Raw genomic sequence first — 17179 nt, forward strand, 5'->3', positions numbered from 1 at the left:
CCCGTCACCGAGTCACGCCCCTTTCGGAATGCCGGACGAAATCCACCAGGATCTTCACTTCAGGCACATGGTCCGATTCCTGATCCGCCCTTTCGAGGGCTTCCTGCAGTGTCAGGCCGGATCGGAAAAGCGTCTTGTAGGCCCGTTTGAGCGCGAGGATCGTTTCGTCGGAAAAGCCCTTCCTTTTGAGCCCGATGAAGTTCGGCCCGTAAAGCTTGGCGGGAACGCCGGATACCAGCATGTAGGGCGGAATATCCTTGTTGATCCCGGCCATCCCGCCGATGTAGGCGTGCGTGCCGATCCGCACGAACTGGTGCACCGCGGAAAGACCTCCGACCACCGCGTGGTCGTCGATGTGGACGTGTCCAGCGAGTGTGGCGGCGTTGGCCATGATCACACCGCTTCCGATGACGCAGTCGTGGGCCACGTGGGCGTAGGCCATGATGAGGTTGTCGTCGCCCATCCGCGTGACGCCGCCTCCCCCTTCGGTTCCCCGATGGATCGTGGCGTATTCGCGGATGATGTTCCGGTTGCCGATGACGAGCCGCGTCGGGCCGCCCCGGTACTTGAGGTCCTGCGGAGCGAAACCGATGGCCGAAAAGGGGAAGATCTGGTTGTCTTCTCCGATGGTCGTCCATCCGTCGATCATGGCATGGGCTCCGACCACTGTTCCGGATCCGATCGTCACGTTGGGTCCGATCACGCTGTAGGCGTGCACCACTACGGTGTCCGCCAGTTCGGCCTTGGGATCTACAATCGCTGTCGGGTGGATCTCCATGATTTCCCTTGCCGCCTCCGTGGGGTTCACTTGCGCTTCGGCGAATGGCCTGGCGGAAGGCCGGCGGGGCGAAGGGGGAGGTCCTTCGCCCCGGCGGGTTTCCGCGCAACTGAATCGGTCGCTGATGCGTCGGGCGCTACGCAATCGCATCGCTTTCGACGGTCGCCATCAGTTCCCCTTCGGCCACGAGCTGTTCGTTCACGTAGGCTTCGCCCTTCATCTTGAAGATGGGGCCCTTCCGCTTCATGATCTTCAACTTGAGGATCAACTGGTCTCCAGGACGCACCGGCCGCCTGAAGCGCACCTTGTCCATACCAAGGAAATAGACCGGTGCATTTTTCGGCTTCTCCATCACCTGGAACGCCAGGATGCCTCCCGTTTGGGCCAGCGCTTCCATGATGAGTACTCCCGGCATCAACGGTCGCCCCGGGAAGTGACCCTGGAAGAAAGGTTCGTTGATGGTGACGTTCTTCAAGCCCACCACCGAATCTTCGTTGATTTCCAATATGCGGTCCACAAGAAGGAACGGATAGCGGTGCGGCAAGGTCGCGATAATCTCCTCAATCGTTCGACTCATGGACCTCGTCCTCCTCGGCCTGCGGGCGCAGCTGTTTCAGGTAGCCTTCAAGCTCTGCGACGCGCTTTTGAAGTTCGCGGATCTGGTTTTTCATGCGCGGCAGCCGCTGGATGTTCGCATGGGTCCGGAACCATTGCCGGTGCTCCACAGCAGGACTTCCAATCAGATCCTTGCCCGGTTCCACCGAATGAGCGACTCCCGATTGAGCCCCGACGCGGACGGCGTCGCCGAGTTCGATATGGCCGACTACGCCCACCTGGCCTCCGAGCACCACGTGGCGGCCCAGCCGAGTGCTTCCGGCGATTCCCACCTGGGCGACCAGAAGGGAATGTTCGCCCACCACCACGTTGTGGGCCAACTGCACGAGGTTGTCGATCTTCGTTCCCCGCTGGATCCAGGTCTTTCCGAAGGTCGCTCGATCGACGGTGCAGTTCGCCCCGATTTCCACATCGTCGTCGATCTGAACGATCCCCGACTGCGGGATCTTGACGTGACGGCCCTGTTCGTCCTGGGCGAAACCGTAGCCGTCGCTTCCAATCACGGTTCCGCTGTGCACAATCACCCGGTCGCCGATGCGGCATCCGTCCAGAATGTACACGCCGGGGTAGATCAGGCAGTCTTCGCCGACACTTACGCCGCATCCGATATAGGCGGACCCGTAGACCCGCGTCCGGGCTCCGATCCGGGAGCCTGAACCCAGGTGAACCAGAGGGCCCACGCGCACCTCGGGGCCCAGCTCGACGCCCTCGGCCACGAACGCCGTCTCATGCACCCCGTCGTTCAAAGGCGGCAGGCGGTGGAAGAGCTGTGCGGCGCGGGCCATGGTCAGGTAGGGCCGTTCGGACAGGAGAAGAGGTCGGTCCATGGTGTCGGCCAGCGACGGCTCCACCACGATGGCTCCTGCCCGGGAACGAGGCACCATGGAAGCGTACTTTGCATTGGCGAGAAAGCTCAGGCGATCCGGTTCCGCCGCTTCCAGAGGGCCGACCCCGCGGATGACGATCGCCGGATCCCCGCGGTACGGCACGCCAAGAATTTCAGCGAGTTCCCCCAGCGTATAGGCCGACTTTTGATGGACGGTCATGGTGGTGTTCTTCCTCCAGGGGGATGCAGACTCCCTGAACGGCCGGGCTAGGGTTTCGCCGGTCCTGCCTTGTCCAGTTCATTGATCACCGCTTTGGTGAGGTCCGTTTTTTCTGTGGCGTAAACCAGGCCGCCTTTTTGAACTTCAAAAATGTAGTCGTATTTTTGATCCTTTCCCATCTTCTGCACGATTTCTATGATCTTGTCGATGATCGGGGCGGTGAGTTTCTGGGACAAGCGGTTCAGTTCCGTGTTGGTCTGCATGAGAAGCTTTTCGCCTTCGGACTGCATCTGCCGGAGTTCGGTGACTTTTTTCCTTTTCGCCTCGTCATCCAGCATGGCCTGCTGCTTTTCGAAGGATTCCCGCGCCTTCTGGAACGCATCCGACTTCTCCTCGACCTCCGACTCCATTTCCGCCTTCTTGGCCTGGAATTCTTCCTTGGCTTGCTTCCCCCACCGGGACTGATCCAGGACAGCCTGAAGGTCGAAGTAGCCGATCTTCACATCCGCTCCATGAGCCGGCGGTAGCGCAACGCTTGCCAGTAAGCCGAAAACGACCGCAACAGATGCTAGAAACTTTTTCATGCAACTCTCCTCTTAGCGCTTGCTCAAAAACAAGCTCACAAAAGTTGGGCTCTGAGGTTACTTCTCCTTGTAGGAGCGGGCTTGCCCGCGACCCGTAAAACCGGCAACACCCCGTTGACCCTGATCGGCGGCAAGCCGGCTCCTACAAAAAGGGAAAAGGGCCGGTGTTCCGTCACGGGGCAGCCTCGATTTTCCGTTATCGGTAGGAGCGGGCTTGCCCGCGACCCGTAAAACCGGCAATACCCCGTTGACTTTGATCGCCGGCAAGCCGGCTCCTACAAGGCATCAATCGCTCCTTAAGTGCCGTTCGCGAACCGCCCCTACGCGAAAAAAAACGGACACTCAATCCCCAAAAGAGTCAAGGGTATTCTCGGGCAGCTTTTTACTGCCTTGCAGTCTGAAATTCACCGTTTCGTTTATCAGAAAAACCCTCCCATGGAGAACTGCCACTTGCTCTTGCTTTCTCCGGGTTCCGGATCGAGGTTGTAGCCCCACTCGATCCGCAGGGGTCCCATGGGCGAGTTCCACCGGATGCCTCCGCCCGCCCCCGTTCGGAAATCCGATATTCGGAAGTCTTCATCGTCGTCGAAGGCATTGCCCGCGTCGAAGAACATCACACCGCGGACCCCGAGCTTTTCGATCAACGGGAAAAGCAATTCTAAATTAACGAGCCCAAACTTCAAGCCCCCGATGCTGTCTCCAGTCTCGGGATCCTCGGGGCCGACGTCGCCCCAGTCGAAGGCGCGGATGGAATTGATACCGCCCAGGAAGAAGCGTTCGTAGATCGGAACGGGATTATCCTCGTCGAGTTCCACGATCCATCCGACGTTGCCTCGCACGAAGCCCACGAATTTCCAGAACAACGGGAAGTACCGGCCGGAATCGATGACGGCGCTTACAAAATCGCTGTCGCTTCCCAGATAAGGGCTGGAAAACTCTAAGGACAAACTGTTTACGGACCCCCGGGTCGGCATAAACGGGTGGTCGGTGCTGTCCCGTTCGATGGACCCCATCACGGCGCTTTTCAGCTGTCTACCCTCTTGATCCTGGATGATGACTGCGGCGTCGTCGTCTACGTCGGTCACTTCCGCGTCCTCGAGGACGTAGGCGAGGTGCCAGCGGCTCCAGTTTCCAAAAGGATGGCTGATCCGTACCTTGCCTCCTTGGGCGTCCTTGTCGAAATCGTTGTATTCCCGGTACCAATCGTAAATGTCGAAGCCGAGCGAGAGCGGCTTGTCGAAAAGCCATGGCTCAGTGAAACTAATTGAATAACGCTGCGTTTCGCCTCCAAGGTAGGCCTTGAGAGCCAACTGCTGGCCCCGGCCGAACAAGTTGCGCTGAAGGATGTCCCCGCCGATGAACACACCCTCGTCCGAAGAAAAGCCGCCGCCCACGCTGAACGATCCGGTGGACTTTTCCTTGACGCGCACGTGGAGGTTCATCGCGTCTTCCTCGGTGCCCTGGGAAGGAAGGATTTCGGCTTCCTCGAAGTAATCCAGGCGCTTGAGGTTGAGGTTCGTACGTTCCAGCGCGCTCGCGCTGTATGTGTCGCCTTCAGCGAGTGTGAACTGGCGCCGGATCACCTTGTCCTGCGTCTTCACGTTGCCTGAAATGGTGATGCGCTCGATATGGATCTTTTTACCCTTGTGCACCTCATATATCACGTCCGCCGTGTTATCTTCCGGCCGGCGGATGACCCTCGGGTTCACTTCGGTATAGGCGTAGCCTTCGTCCATGTAGGCGGTGGTGATCTTCTTCAGGTCGTTTCGAAGCTTCTCGCGGCTGAAATAGTCCCCCTCCTTCAGTTCGAGCTGATCCTGGAGCGTTTCGTTCAGTTCCTGGAGATCCCCGGCTATGCCCACCGAACTCATTCGGTACCGTTCGCCCTCTTCGATGGGAAACTCCACCGTGAAGCCTTCACCGTCCTGCTTCACCTCGGGCGAGCCCACACGAGCGTCCATGAATCCCTGATCGTGGTAAAAGGCGGTCAGGCGGTCCACGTCGGTTTCCAGAACATCGCGCTGCAGCACGCCCTTGTCGCTGAACCAGTGAAACCAGCCCCGTTTTTTGGTTTCCATGACGCTTCGGAGCTTCCGGTCGGAAAAGCTGTGGTTGCCGATGAAATCGATCCTCTTGATGTAGATTTTATTGTTTTCACGGATGTTGAAGGTGACCACGGCCTGGCGGGGATCCTTAGGAAACTGGATGACGTGGTCCACTTCGGCATCGAAATACGCCTTTTGATGGTATAGGGACAGGATGCGCTGCACGTCCTCGGTGACCACGTTGGGCTGAAGCACGGTGTACGGTTTGGTGGAAATGGCGGCGAGGATATCCTTGTCGTCGATTTCCTTGTTTCCTTCAATCCGGACATCAATCACCGTGGGTTTTTCGCGGACCACGAAGGTGAGGATCTTGCCGGCCGGACTGTCGCTCACCTCCGCCTCCACCGACTCGAAATAGCCCATCTGGTAAATGGTCTTGATGTCTTCGCGGACCACGTCGGGACGCAGCACCTCCCCTTTACGGTTCTTCAGATTGATGCGGATGGCGTCGGCTTCGATCCGTTCGTTGCCACGCACCTGGATGTCCGCGATCAGGGCTTTTGCAAGGACGTGGACCACCACCTGCTGTGTGAGTTCACGGGTGGCGGAGGCCAACTGGTCGATGGATGCGGCTTCGGCAAACAGGGCTTGGGGGGGCCTGCCTTCCCGGAGGTCCACCAGGGTGGCGTCCAGGCTGAACCGCTGGCCCACCTGAGTCAGGCTGCCGTAGACGACATAGTCGGCTTCCAGTCGCCGGCCCAGCGCGGAAGCCTCATCCGGATCCCGCACGCCACCAATAGACTGCGCCGCCTGAGCCGCCTGCTCCGACGGTACCGCGTCGACGCCCTGTTCACCCAGGGCGCGGGTCAGGAGATCCTGGGCCATGCGCCCGAGGGTGGGCATGGGGTCTTGGGTGAACACCGCGAAAGGAGCCACGGCAATTCGAGGGGAGGGTTCCTGCGCGGAGGCGACACCCGCGGCCAGCACCATAAGCAGGGGGAGGACGAGTTTACGCATCCGTCTGAGCTTCCTTGGTTTTTTCGACCACGAACCCTTTGGTAGCGTAAAAAATAATAGACGTAATATTTGATACCAAATTCTATTTCCCCTCCCCTTGTGGGAGGGGATTAAGGGGAGGGGAACGTAACTGATTGACATACGTTAATTTTCTCATCCTCACCCCAACCCTCTCCCATCAAGGGAGAGAGGGATTTTCCCCTCGTTCCCAAGCTCCAGCTTGGGAACGCCCTGCCCGGGAAGCTCCAGCTTCCCTCCTGCTACAGCTGAAACGCGCTGTCTTTCTAGGGAGCTCGCCAGGATCTCGAAGTGGTCTTTCCCCTCGTTGCCAAGCTCTGGCTTGGGAACGGCCTCACCGAAGCTGGAGCTTCTGCACACTTGTGTTTCCAAGCTGGAGCTTGGGAACAAGAAGCAAAAGATCTGCACCCATTCTATTTCCCTTCCCCTTGTGGGAGAGGGGGAGAGGGGGATTTTCTGACCTTCGTTAACCTTTTTGCTTAAAGTCTCCACTTTAGAACGCTACCAACCCTTTTATGCCTCTTTAAGCTGTCCGTTCACCAAGCGAAGTGTCCGATGCATCAACGACGCCAGTTCGCGGTTGTGCGTCACCACCACCATGGTGATGCGGAGTTCTTCGTTGAGCGAAACCAGCAGGTCGTGCAGCTGCCGCCCCGTCCGCGTATCCAGGTTTCCGGTCGGCTCGTCGGCCAGGACCACCTTGGGTTTCATGAGGAGTGCACGAGCCACCGCCACCCGCTGCTGTTCGCCTCCGGACATTTCGGCCGGTCGATGTTGGGCCCGATCCGCCAGTCCCAGCCGCTCCAGCAAGGCTTCCGCTTCCCCGCGCAACTCCCGCCGGGGCCTTCCCGCAATGTGCCCCGGCATCATCACGTTCTCCAGGGCGCTGAATTCGGGCAGCAGGTAATGGAACTGAAAAACAAACCCGATGCTCCGGTTCCTGAATCCTGCCAGTTCCCGGTCGTTCCAGGCCAGCACGTCGTCGCCGCCGAAAAGGACCTTCCCGGATGTGGGCCGGTCCAAAGTCCCCAGGATGTGAAGCAGCGTCGACTTTCCGGCACCCGATGCGCCGACGATGGCAAGCCGTTCCCCCCGCTGGATGACCAGTTCCAGGTCCCGGAAGAGCTCGATTCGTAGCGGTCCGTTCTGAAAGACTTTTCCGATACCCAGGGCGTGAATATGTGCGGCCTGGCGGTGGTTGACGGTCTCATTCATAGCGCAGAGCTTCCGCCGGATTGAGTTTCGCGGCCTGCCCGGACGGGTAGAGGGTGGCACCGAGGCAAATGGCCACCGCGGCCAGCGCGATGAGGGTCACATCGGTCATTTCCATCCGGACCGGCAGCGTCGAAATGTAATAGACGTCGCGAGGAAGTTCGATGAACTGGTAGCGCTTCAGCAGGCCACACAATGAAAAGCCCCCGGCCAGGCCGAAAAGGGTGCCCACGACACCGATCATGAGGCCTTCCAGGACGAAGATTCTCCGGATGCTCGACGTGCTCGCCCCCATGGCTTTCAATATGGCGATATCGCGCGTTTTCTCCATGACCATCATGATGAGGGAACTCACGATGTTGAAGGCCGCCACCAGGACGATCAGCGTCAAAATGATAAACATCACCACTTTTTCCAGCTTCAAGGCCGAAAAAAGGTTCTGATTCATCTGCATCCAGTCCCTGACCCAGTAAGGATAGCCCAGCTTTTCGCGGAGCCGCTCCGCCACCGCATGGGCCTTGTAAATATCTTCCACGCGGACCTCGACCCCCGAAACCACGTCGCCGATACCGAGAAGTTGCTGCGCCGACTCCACGTGCACGTAGGCGAGGGTGTTGTCATATTCGTACATGCCGGATTGAAACAGCCCCACCACCCGAAACATCTGGCTCTTGGGGACACGGCCCACCGGCGTCAGCCGGCCGGACGGGGCGATGACCGTGAGGTAGTCGCCGGTTCCGACTCCAAGGTTTTTCGCCAGTTCGACGCCGAGCACGATTCCCGCGCGGTGTTCCGCTTCCGTCGAACCAGAAGGGGGCTTGAGCGCTTCCAGGTCGCCTTCCAGCAGGTTCTTGCGGATTCCGGTCACCCGGTGAGACGTTTCGGGATCGATTCCCCGGACGATGGCTCCCGAAATGTTCTTTCCCGAATTGAGCATCACCTGAGTGTAAATGAAAGGCGTGGCGGCCACGACGCCTTCACTGGCTTCGGCCGCCTTCACGATGGCTTCATAATCGTCGATGTTGCCCTGGAAATGGCCGATCACCACATGAGACGTGACCCCCAGGATCCGATCCCGCAGGTCTTCCTGGAATCCGTTCATCACGGCGAGTACCACGATGAGTGCCGTCACTCCGACCGCCACCCCCGCCATGGAAATGAGCGTGATCAGGGAGATAAAGGCATGCCGCCTCTTGCCCAGAAGGTATCGGAGACTGACGATGAGTTCGAAGTTCATAGAGGCGTCTGGGTCTTTTTCTCCGATCTCAGGAGTGGAAAGAGGATCACGTCCCGGATGCTCGGTGCATCGGTGAAGAGCATCACCAGGCGGTCGATGCCGATCCCCTCGCCGGCGGCCGGGGGCATGCCGTATTCGAGGGCCCGGATGTAATCCTCGTCCATGAGGTGCGCCTCTTCGTCCCCGGCCTCGCGGGACGCCAGCTGCCGCTGAAACCGAGCCCTCTGATCCCGCGGATCGTTCAGTTCGGAAAACGCGTTGGCCATCTCCCGCCCGGCGATGAACAGTTCGAAACGGTCCGTGAGATCCGGCTCCACCTCGTTTCTCCTGGAAAGCGGGGAAACTTCCAAGGGGTAGTGGGTGATGAAGGTGGGCTGAACCAGAAGCGGTTCCACCAGGACGTCGAAAAGCTTGGTGAGCAGCTTCCCGTGTCCCTCGTACTTTTCCGCCTGAATCCCGTGAGCGCGGGAAAAACGGAGCGCCGCCTCGAAGTCTTCGATGGCCTCCTCGGGGACGTTTCCGAGCTGCGTCAGGGCTTCGTAGAGCCGGTAGCGCCGCCAGGGAGGTGTGAGGTCGATGAGCTGGTTCTGGTAAGTCAGCTGGAGGCTCCCACCGTTTACCCGATGAGCCACGTGGGCGAACAGCTCCTCAGTGAGCGTCATCAGGTCTTCATAGGTGGCGTAAGCCTGGTAGAATTCCAGCATGGTGAACTCGGGATTGTGCTGGGTGGAAATGCCTTCGTTTCTGAAATTCCGGTTCAGCTCGAAGACCCGCTCGAATCCGCCCACCAGCAGCCGTTTCAGGTAGAGCTCCGGGGCGATCCGAAGATAAAGCTCCATGCCCAGGGCGTTGTGGTACGTCTTGAACGGCTTCGCCGTGGCTCCCCCCGGGATGGCCTGCATCATGGGCGTTTCCACTTCCAGGAACCCGCGCTCGCAAAGAAACTCCCGGACCGCCTGAATGATGGCGCTTCGCTTGACGAACGTCTCCCGGACGGATTCGTTCACGATGAGGTCCACATAGCGCTGGCGGTATCGGGTTTCGACGTCTTTCAGGCCGTGGTATTTTTCGGGAAGCGGGCGAAGGTTCTTGGTGAGGAGGTCGAAGGCGTGGACGAAGAGCGTGAGTTCGCCGGTGCGCGTCTTGAACAGCCGCCCCCGTACCCGAATGATGTCTCCGATGTCGAGCTTCTTGGCGAAATCGTATCGCTCTTCCCCCAGTTCGTTTCGCTGAAAATAGAGCTGGATGCGGCCCTGGGCGTCCAGAATGTGCATGAACGTGGACTTACCGAAGGACCGGATCGCCATCACGCGGCCGGCCACTGTGAACTCTGGAGCCTGGTCCTCCAGCTCCTCGGCGCTTTTCGATCCATGGTCGCGCAGGATGTCGCCGATGTGATCCGACACCGCGAGGCCGTTGGGGAAAAGAGCCCAACCGCTTTGCTCCAGTTCTTCCGCTTTTCGAAGCCGCTCGCGCATCACCAGGTTGAGGTCGTCCATTCCTTGCGGGTCCTTTCCGCTGTACCGTCTGGTGCGGTTGAAGTCTCCCAGGTCCGAAGCGGACTGACGTTAGATGATTTGGTGCCTGCCGTCAAGGGTCAGGCCGGAACGCGATGCGGAGAGGACTCAGGAATTCTGCGATTTCTTGAACAGGCTGGACAGGCTGAAGGAGATAATCAGGAGGCTCAAGATGAACAGCACCCATTTGCCTTCGGCGATGAGGTCAAGGACGCCCAGGACCAGGAGGAAAACGCCACCGGACAGGCAGATCCAGGCGGTCGACTTGTTCATGCTCCCACGACTCCCCGCGTTGGGATAACAGAGGAAAACGCCACCGTTGATTTCCATACCAGCCATTCGTTTACTGGTTTTTCCCGCCGTTGGCAAAGGAAAAGGCGCCCGTTGCGACCCGGCGGGGGAGCGGCGGGCCGGGAGGAGGAGGCGAAACTACCGGTTGACACTCCACGATTACACCGTCTATTTTCTTCGGCGCCCCGCCGAAGGTTCTTTGCGGGGGCTTTCGAGTGGCGAGCGCCTGTAGCTCAGCCGGACAGAGCAACGGACTTCTAATCCGTGGGTCGGGGGTTCGATTCCCTCCAGGCGCGCCAGAGAAATCAAGGGGTTACGAGGATTGCTCGTAACCCATCTTTGCTTTATGCACGCATTACGTACGCGAACTGCGGTTTGCCGCCCTACCTCTCTAGAAACAATAATGGGGGTTTGTTCTCGCAACCCCCATCCCTACAACTTTGTGTAGCGAGACACGCCAAAAGAATTCTCCGGGTTTAATCAATCTCGATCTGGTCAAAGCTTGGTCGATGCTCATCAGAAGAGCAGGGGCAAGCTGAACCTCAAAGAATAACCCCCGCTGTCTGTAACACTGATCTTTGCTCACATAGGTGGGAAAAGCTCTCTGTCTTGACCAGAGCTGATCAGACGTCCTTGGGATATCAAACCCCTTATCAGGTCTATGTCAAATAACAATTATCTTTTAACTCTGTGCAGGCTTCAAGAATACACCTTATATGACTCAATTTTTTGTCTTGACAATGGGGAGACGCTCAGGGTACTCGAATGAGGGCGTCAGACTGAGACTCAGAATTCCCGGGATCGAGAACCAGGTGCCACCCGGCTTGCTGCCACAAGGGTTTGGATATGCGACTGAGCTGGGAACGGTGGATTTCGACGTCGATGACGAATTCTCCCTTTCAGCCAACGTAGGGCTCTTTTGGGAGATTACTGAGTGGATCGCTCTCCGAGTAACCTACCGGAGTGAATCCTCAGCCCACATGAAAGGTTAACAACAATGAGAGCGAAAACCTCACCCAAAACCAGGTCGTCTATTCGCCGTACTTCGGCGACGAAATCGATGCGGAGACCGATATTCACAACTTCATGATCACGGTGAGCTGCCGGTTTTGAGCTCCTGTGCATCTAAGGCGGTTGTGTGTTGGTATGGCCGCATGGGGAATGATTGTATTCCCCATGCATCCGATGGTAGGTTAATGACATAATAGAGGGGATTCGTAACCATGGAATGGAGTATCGGCAAAATCATGAGCAAGAGGGCGATGGTCAGCCCGAACAAACCTGCGCTTATTTTCGAAGATAATCCTATAACTTATAAGCAGCTGAACGATGAAACCAATCGGATCGCGCATTTGTTGCAATCACTTGGTCTAAAAAAAGGGGACCGCATATCCGTCGATCTTCTCAACTGTCCTGAATTCCTGGCCATTTATATGGCCGCCGCAAAGCTTGGACTTATCTTTGCCCCGCTCAACTTCCGCATGGTCGCCCCGGAGATCGAGTATCAACTAAAGAACTCCGGCGCGCGCCTGATCGTGTTTCATGATGCCTTCGCCAAGAATATCGAGCCCATACGCTCATCGACACAAGTGGAGGAAGACAAATTCATCGTCCTGCGAAGCGGCGCCTCAGAGCGAGGTGATTGTGGCGCCTGGGCGCGGGACTATCATGAACTGCTTCGAGAGCAGCCCTGCGATGAGCCGGTGGTGGCGGAATCCGTGAAGCTGTCCGATCCTTTGGCCATCATCTACACTTCCGGAGTCACCGGTAGTCCCAAGGGAGCGGTTTTGTCCCACGAACAGACCTACTACAAGAACTTCCAAATCATACTGTATACCGACATGCGGGAAGAGGATGTATTTTTGTCGCAATTACCGCTGTTTCATTCAGGAGGTTTATTCATTATCGCAACACCCGTCCTGTGCAGGGGAGCGACACTGGTCATGCGGGCCAATTTCCGGCCGGAGCAGTTTGCCGCCGATATCCAGCGCTATCGCGTTACGGTCATTTTTGCCCTTACCACGATGTGGCGGTTCGTGCTCCAGGCAAAAGCGCTGGATGGCGTCGACACGAGCAGTGTGAGGGTTGTCCTGGGCGGCGGGGAGCGTACGCCTGCGAGCCTCATAAAGGAGTTGGCGGAAAAGGGATTGTACATGCAAACCGGTTTTGGCCAGACGGAAAATTCCGCCATGATGATGCTGCCGAAAGCGGATATCACGCGAAAAGCTGGATCTATCGGCCTGCCTGGCTTCTTTACGGAGGTTTGGATCGAGGATTCGAATGGCAGGAGACTTCCTCCCGGCGAGATAGGGGAGATTGTTGCGACCGGTCCTACGGTCATGACCGGTTACTGGAATAATCCCGAGAAGACAAGGGAAACGATCGTCAACGGTGTGCTTCACACAGGTGATCTTGGATATACGGACAAGGACGGGTATTTCTACATCGTGGACAGGGCTAAAGACATGTATCGGAGCGGGGGCGAAAACGTCTACCCGGCGGAGATAGAAAGGGTTCTGTGTGAACATCCTAAAATAGAGAATGTTTCCATCATAGGTGTGCCTGATGATAAGTGGGGAGAGACAGGCAAGGCATTCATAGTCTGCAAGAAGGGGGAAACAATTACAAGGGACGAGATATATTCCTACCTGGACGGCAAGGTAGCCAGGTATAAGTTTCCCACGCATATTGTGCTGGTGGATTCATTGCCCATGACGTCCAGCGGAAAGATCAGGAAGTCGGCTCTCAAGGAAGCGGAAGCCACCGTCTTCGATTAGAGAGGCCTTTCTGACAAAGGGAGTGCCTGCCTGAGGGGAAAGCACCAAAAGCTCTGGGTGCGGCGTGGTGGGTTTGGACAGCGATTCGCGGGTGAGGCGATGCAGTGCTTGGTTGAATAAGAATTCTACAGTCTTGGAAGAGGTGTGTAAGTGAGCTCAGCAAACGAAAAAATAGCGCATGAGCGGAAAGAATGGCAGGAAAAGGTGGTTTCCAAGGCGCTCGAAAAACTGGGCCTTGAGGAGAATCCGGTATCCTTTTACTCGCCTGACCTATTGGGGGATTTCGATTTTCTCTCCAAGGTGGGGTTTCCCGGGCAATACCCTTTCACGGCCGGCAATGATGTGGTACCCCGGTGGCAGGCATTTGCGGCCAAGATGGCCAGGGCCCAGGAACGTTATGAGTGGGGGGCGGGCAGTGTAGGGAAGTACGCCGGCTTTGGGACTCCGGAGGACTATCGCGACTACCTGGTGCGCATGCACGCCATGGGCCGCAAGGGTGGACCCAACATGGCCTTGGATCTACCGACCCAATGCGGGTACGATTCGGACAGCCCGTGGGCGGAAGGCGAAGTGGGCCGCGTAGGGGTCGCGATTGACAGCTTGCGCGACTTTGAGATCATCTATGAACCATACACCGGGGAGCTGGAATTGGATCGAATATCTTCCAATTTTACCATCAATGCTCCCGCTGCGGTCATTATCGCCATGTACGCCGCTCTTGCCGAAAAGCGAGGTGTTCCCCTTGCCGCTTTACGCGGGACACCGCAAAACGACACTCTCAAGGAATATATTGCCCGGGGAATGTACATATTTCCACCGGGGCCGTCTCTGCGGCTCTTTCGCGATATCTTGGTCTTTTGCACCGAAAAGATGCCGAAATTCAACATAACGAGCATCGGCGGCTATCATATAAGAGAGGCCGGTGCCACGCGGGAGCAGGATCTTGCTTTCAGTATGGCCATTGGAGCCGCATATCTTCAGGCCGGGGTCGATGCCGGGCTGAACATCGATTCGTTCGCTCCCCAATTCACCTTCAACGCCTTTGGCGGAAGCATGGAGATCTATCATGAGATCGCCTTTCAACGCGCCGCTCGTCGGATGTGGGCCGGTCTGCTGAAAAACAGGTTCGGCGCGAAAAACCCCCGGTCGATGATGATCCGGCAGATATCCACCGCCCATATCGGCTGTTCAAGCACCACGCTGCAGCGGCCCCTCAACAACCTGAGCCGGGCCGTGGTAGGGGGTCTGGCCGCAGGCATGTCCGGCGGCATTCCCGGCACATTTCCCCCCTATGATGAACCGCTCGGCCTGGGACACAGCCTGGAGGCCCAGCAACTTTCACATGACGCCACTCGCATCCTCATATACGAGGCAAAGGTAGGTGGAGTGAGCGATCCATGGGCCGGGTCGTATTTCATGGAATCGCTTACCAATGAAATCGAGGAGGCTGCATGGGAGGAGTTCGAAAGGATCGAAAAGATGGGAGGGGCGGTGCCCGCTATAGAAAGCGGATATATGAAAAAGGCTGTGGCGCGAAGCGCCTATGAAAAGCAGAGGAAGATAGAAAGACAGGAAGAGTTCGTCGTTGGTGTGAATTGTTTTAACGGACCTCACGAGATTGACGTTGAGGTGAGCCGCACCGTCGAGGAGGTCTATGCGCCTGAATTGCTTGAAACGGCGGAACGCCGCAAATGTGAGAGCCTGACGCGGCTCAAGCGGGAACGGGACGGACGGGCTCTGAGAGAGCATCTTGACCGGCTGAAACTAAATGCCGCCGACGAATCGAAAAATCTGATGCCGGATATTCTGGCATGCGTGAAATCTTATGCAACCCTTCAAGAGATATGCGATGTGCTGAGGGAGGTCTTCGGGGAGGCGCAGCCGACCAAGTTGTAGGATCGTCGGCCGCGGGAGTGCAACGAGCAGGCTTTTGTCCATATTGAGGAGAAGGGAATCAACCGTGGAAGAAAGCGTTCTGACTTTCGTTTCGGGGGCGCTGCTGTTCAATGCTATTCCGCATCTGGTGCGCGGAATCTGTGGGGATCGGCATATGACGCCGTTCAGCCGGACGTCAAGTGCGGTGACCAACGTCATTTGGGCATGGGTCAACATCGTCATCGGTGGCTGGCTTCTCATGTCGGCCACAGCGGTCGATCTGGCGGCGAAGGAGGTCGCATGCTTTGCCGCCGGGGGCTTTGTTCTGTCGCTGTTTCTCGCTTGGTTCTGGTCGAACCCTGAAGCCCGGCTGCCCTGGCATAAACAATGAGATAACGAGTCCGGGTTGCGTACCGCCACGCGGCGGAGTGGTCCTATGAGGCTGTCTAAGAATATACTTCAGCCTTCTGAGGATTGAGTGTCCGTTTTCTCGCGTAGGGGCGGCTCGCGAAAGGGCGCACAAGGAGCGGCTCATGCCCTGTAGGAGCCGGCTTGCCGGCGACTCCGGTCGCGGCCAAGCCCGTTCCTACAGGAACAAAGAACCTCAGGGGCCGACTTTGATGAGCTCGTTTCTGGACAGGCTCTATTCACAATTCACCACATCTTGGATTGAAGGACGGGCTTAGATGGAAAAGACCGTTATGCCGATGACGAGGAGGCTCGCCGGCTTCATCGCCGGATACAACGCCGGGGGGATTCCCTCAGTGGTTTACGAGCATGCCAAGGTTGCATTTTTGGACTGGCTGGGTGTAACCCTTGGGGGTAAGGAGGATCCCCTTGTGAAGAAACTGATCGCCTACTCGGAGCTCATGGGTGGGAACGAGCAGGCGACGATCCTGGGATACGGTGTCAAGAAATCGCTTGAGCAGGCTGCGCTGATCAATGGTTCGGCTTCGCACGCCCTGGATTTCGACGATACCCTCGAAGCCTCTCTTGGGCATCCTTCGGTAACCTTGTTTCCTTCTCTTTTGGCCCTTGCCGAGTGGCAGGGGAGAAGCGGTATCGATTTCCTGACCGCGTATGTCATAGGCTTGAAGGCCGCGGCTGTCATCGGCGCCTGTGCCGGCCTTCCCCACTACATGTCGGGATCTCACGCGACGGCGACCATTGGGCATCTTGCTTCCGCGGCGGCGAGCGCCAGGCTTCTTGAGCTGGACGAGCAGCAGACCCTTTTTGCGCTGGGCATTGCCGGGACCCAGGCTGCCGGGCTCAAAAGGGTTTTCGGTACCATGTGCAAGCCACTTCATGCGGGCAGGGCTTCCCAGGCCGGATTGACGGCGGCCCTTCTTGCGAAAGAGGGTTTTACCAGTGCCGAAGATATCTTGGAAGGACCGCACGGATTTTTTGCCGTTTTGAAGGGAGAAGTGAAAGAAGCCGTGCTGGAATCGCTTGGGAAAACCTGGGACATCGAAAAGCTTGCGCAAAAATACCATGCTTCTTGTCATGCGACACACTCTCCCATAGAGGCGGCCGTATGGCTTGTGGAAACACACCGCATCAAGGCTCGGGATCTGCGTGAGATCAAGGTTTTTGTGTCACAGCTCGCACTCGACGCCGCCGGAAAGCTTGCACCGACCTCCGGCCTGGAGGGAAAGTTCAGCATTCCTTATTGCGTGGTCAATGCGATTCTGCGGAGGGACACGGGAATGACGGCATTTACCGATGAAAAGGTTCGAGACGCAGAGGTCGCAGAGTATATGAAGAAGGTAAAGCTGGAGCTCGACGATGGGCTCGGAGGCCTCGAAGCACGCGTAGTGCTGGTTGACAACGGCGGCGAGGAATATGTGAAAACGTGGGACATCTTGAAAGACATTCCGGATCTGGAGACGAAGAAAAGAAAAATAGGGGATAAATTTTCCGATCTCTGCCGAGCCGTCCTTGGAGACACCAAGACTCGGAAATTAAGAGATCAGGTGGTATCTTTGGAAAAGCTGGACGCTATGCCGAGGATCATCGAACAGATTTAGCAGGTTTCGCAAACCCAGTGGTTTGGAAGTTGCCCAAACAGGCTTGCAAGAGTATTTGCTGGCGTTATTGGTCGGAAGGCGGTCATGAGTGTTGCCGGCTCCCGTGGAGATTCCGTGTCGGTTGAAGAAATCGTCATTGA

Annotated in this window: 14 protein-coding genes and 1 tRNA gene; 5 read left to right on the forward strand and 10 right to left on the reverse strand. The window is 57.4% G+C overall.

Annotated elements, in window-relative coordinates:
- Positions 1–4: 4 nt before the first annotated feature.
- The 10 genes from lpxA to FDQ92_RS13085 form a co-directional block, all read right to left on the reverse strand.
- Positions 5–778 (reverse strand): acyl-ACP--UDP-N-acetylglucosamine O-acyltransferase, encoded by a 774-nt coding sequence (gene lpxA / locus FDQ92_RS13040; protein WP_137425845.1) that lies wholly within the window; start codon positions 776–778, stop codon positions 5–7.
- A gap of 136 nt (positions 779–914) precedes the next feature.
- The gene (gene fabZ / locus FDQ92_RS13045) at positions 915–1355 is read right to left on the reverse strand and encodes a 3-hydroxyacyl-ACP dehydratase FabZ (protein ID WP_137425297.1); all 441 of its coding nucleotides are present in this window, start codon (positions 1353–1355) and stop codon (positions 915–917) included.
- Positions 1339–2439 (reverse strand): UDP-3-O-(3-hydroxymyristoyl)glucosamine N-acyltransferase, encoded by a 1101-nt coding sequence (gene lpxD / locus FDQ92_RS13050; RefSeq protein WP_137425298.1) that lies wholly within the window; start codon positions 2437–2439, stop codon positions 1339–1341. Before lpxD ends, fabZ begins: the two co-directional genes overlap by 17 nt.
- 47 nt (positions 2440–2486) lie before the next feature.
- On the reverse strand, positions 2487–3023 hold the full coding sequence (locus tag FDQ92_RS13055) for an OmpH/Skp family outer membrane protein (RefSeq protein WP_137425299.1): 537 nt from the start codon (positions 3021–3023) through the stop codon (positions 2487–2489).
- A 419-nt stretch (positions 3024–3442) separates the two neighbouring features.
- The gene (gene bamA / locus FDQ92_RS13060; protein WP_170180364.1) at positions 3443–6085 is read right to left on the reverse strand and encodes an outer membrane protein assembly factor BamA; all 2643 of its coding nucleotides are present in this window, start codon (positions 6083–6085) and stop codon (positions 3443–3445) included.
- 159 nt (positions 6086–6244) lie between these two features.
- Positions 6245–6595 (reverse strand): hypothetical protein, encoded by a 351-nt coding sequence (locus FDQ92_RS13065; RefSeq protein WP_137425301.1) that lies wholly within the window; start codon positions 6593–6595, stop codon positions 6245–6247.
- A 21-nt stretch (positions 6596–6616) separates the two neighbouring features.
- Positions 6617–7318: an ABC transporter ATP-binding protein gene (locus FDQ92_RS13070; protein WP_137425302.1), complete on the reverse strand. Its 702-nt coding sequence runs from the start codon at positions 7316–7318 to the stop codon at positions 6617–6619.
- Positions 7311–8552 carry a lipoprotein-releasing ABC transporter permease subunit gene (locus tag FDQ92_RS13075; RefSeq protein WP_137425303.1) on the reverse strand — a complete coding sequence of 414 codons (1242 nt, stop codon included), beginning with the start codon at positions 8550–8552 and terminating at the stop codon, positions 7311–7313. Before FDQ92_RS13075 ends, FDQ92_RS13070 begins: the two co-directional genes overlap by 8 nt.
- Positions 8549–10051: a lysine--tRNA ligase gene (gene lysS, locus FDQ92_RS13080; RefSeq protein ID WP_137425304.1), complete on the reverse strand. Its 1503-nt coding sequence runs from the start codon at positions 10049–10051 to the stop codon at positions 8549–8551. Before lysS ends, FDQ92_RS13075 begins: the two co-directional genes overlap by 4 nt.
- Before the next feature lie 126 nt (positions 10052–10177).
- The gene (locus FDQ92_RS13085; protein ID WP_137425305.1) at positions 10178–10399 is read right to left on the reverse strand and encodes a hypothetical protein; all 222 of its coding nucleotides are present in this window, start codon (positions 10397–10399) and stop codon (positions 10178–10180) included.
- Positions 10400–10582: 183 nt separating this feature from the next.
- On the opposite strand from FDQ92_RS13085, the gene FDQ92_RS13090 reads away from it, so the two are divergent.
- The 5 genes from FDQ92_RS13090 to FDQ92_RS13110 all read left to right on the forward strand — a co-directional run bounded on the left by FDQ92_RS13090 (position 10583) and on the right by FDQ92_RS13110 (position 17039).
- Positions 10583–10659 (forward strand) — tRNA-Arg (locus tag FDQ92_RS13090).
- A 924-nt stretch (positions 10660–11583) separates the two neighbouring features.
- The gene (locus tag FDQ92_RS13095; protein ID WP_137425306.1) at positions 11584–13137 is read left to right on the forward strand and encodes a class I adenylate-forming enzyme family protein; all 1554 of its coding nucleotides are present in this window, start codon (positions 11584–11586) and stop codon (positions 13135–13137) included.
- Between the two features lie 150 nt (positions 13138–13287).
- Positions 13288–15033, forward strand: coding sequence for a methylmalonyl-CoA mutase family protein (locus tag FDQ92_RS13100; protein ID WP_137425307.1), 1746 nt, complete (start codon positions 13288–13290; stop codon positions 15031–15033).
- Positions 15034–15097: 64 nt separating this feature from the next.
- Positions 15098–15403 (forward strand): hypothetical protein, encoded by a 306-nt coding sequence (locus FDQ92_RS13105; RefSeq protein WP_137425308.1) that lies wholly within the window; start codon positions 15098–15100, stop codon positions 15401–15403.
- A gap of 295 nt (positions 15404–15698) precedes the next feature.
- On the forward strand, positions 15699–17039 hold the full coding sequence (locus FDQ92_RS13110) for an MmgE/PrpD family protein (RefSeq protein WP_137425309.1): 1341 nt from the start codon (positions 15699–15701) through the stop codon (positions 17037–17039).
- Positions 17040–17179: the final 140 nt, after the last annotated feature.

The sequence above is a fragment of the Desulfoglaeba alkanexedens ALDC genome (assembly GCF_005377625.1).
Classification (GTDB): Bacteria; Desulfobacterota; Syntrophobacteria; order Syntrophobacterales; family DSM-9756; genus Desulfoglaeba; species Desulfoglaeba alkanexedens.

Bases quoted from the DNA above. Each gene is read 5' to 3' on its own strand.
- lpxA (WP_137425845.1), bottom strand. From the start codon at position 778: ATGGAGATCCACCCGACAGCGATTGTAGATCCCAAGGCCGAACTGGCG.
- fabZ (WP_137425297.1), bottom strand. From the start codon at position 1,355: ATGAGTCGAACGATTGAGGAGATTATCGCGACCTTGCCGCACCGCTAT.
- lpxD (WP_137425298.1), bottom strand. From the start codon at position 2,439: ATGACCGTCCATCAAAAGTCGGCCTATACGCTGGGGGAACTCGCTGAA.
- FDQ92_RS13055 (WP_137425299.1), bottom strand. From the start codon at position 3,023: ATGAAAAAGTTTCTAGCATCTGTTGCGGTCGTTTTCGGCTTACTGGCA.
- bamA (WP_170180364.1), bottom strand. From the start codon at position 6,085: ATGCGTAAACTCGTCCTCCCCCTGCTTATGGTGCTGGCCGCGGGTGTC.
- FDQ92_RS13070 (WP_137425302.1), bottom strand. From the start codon at position 7,318: ATGAATGAGACCGTCAACCACCGCCAGGCCGCACATATTCACGCCCTG.
- FDQ92_RS13075 (WP_137425303.1), bottom strand. From the start codon at position 8,552: ATGAACTTCGAACTCATCGTCAGTCTCCGATACCTTCTGGGCAAGAGG.
- lysS (WP_137425304.1), bottom strand. From the start codon at position 10,051: ATGGACGACCTCAACCTGGTGATGCGCGAGCGGCTTCGAAAAGCGGAA.
- FDQ92_RS13085 (WP_137425305.1), bottom strand. From the start codon at position 10,399: ATGGAAATCAACGGTGGCGTTTTCCTCTGTTATCCCAACGCGGGGAGT.
- FDQ92_RS13095 (WP_137425306.1), top strand. From the start codon at position 11,584: ATGGAATGGAGTATCGGCAAAATCATGAGCAAGAGGGCGATGGTCAGC.
- FDQ92_RS13110 (WP_137425309.1), top strand. From the start codon at position 15,699: ATGGAAAAGACCGTTATGCCGATGACGAGGAGGCTCGCCGGCTTCATC.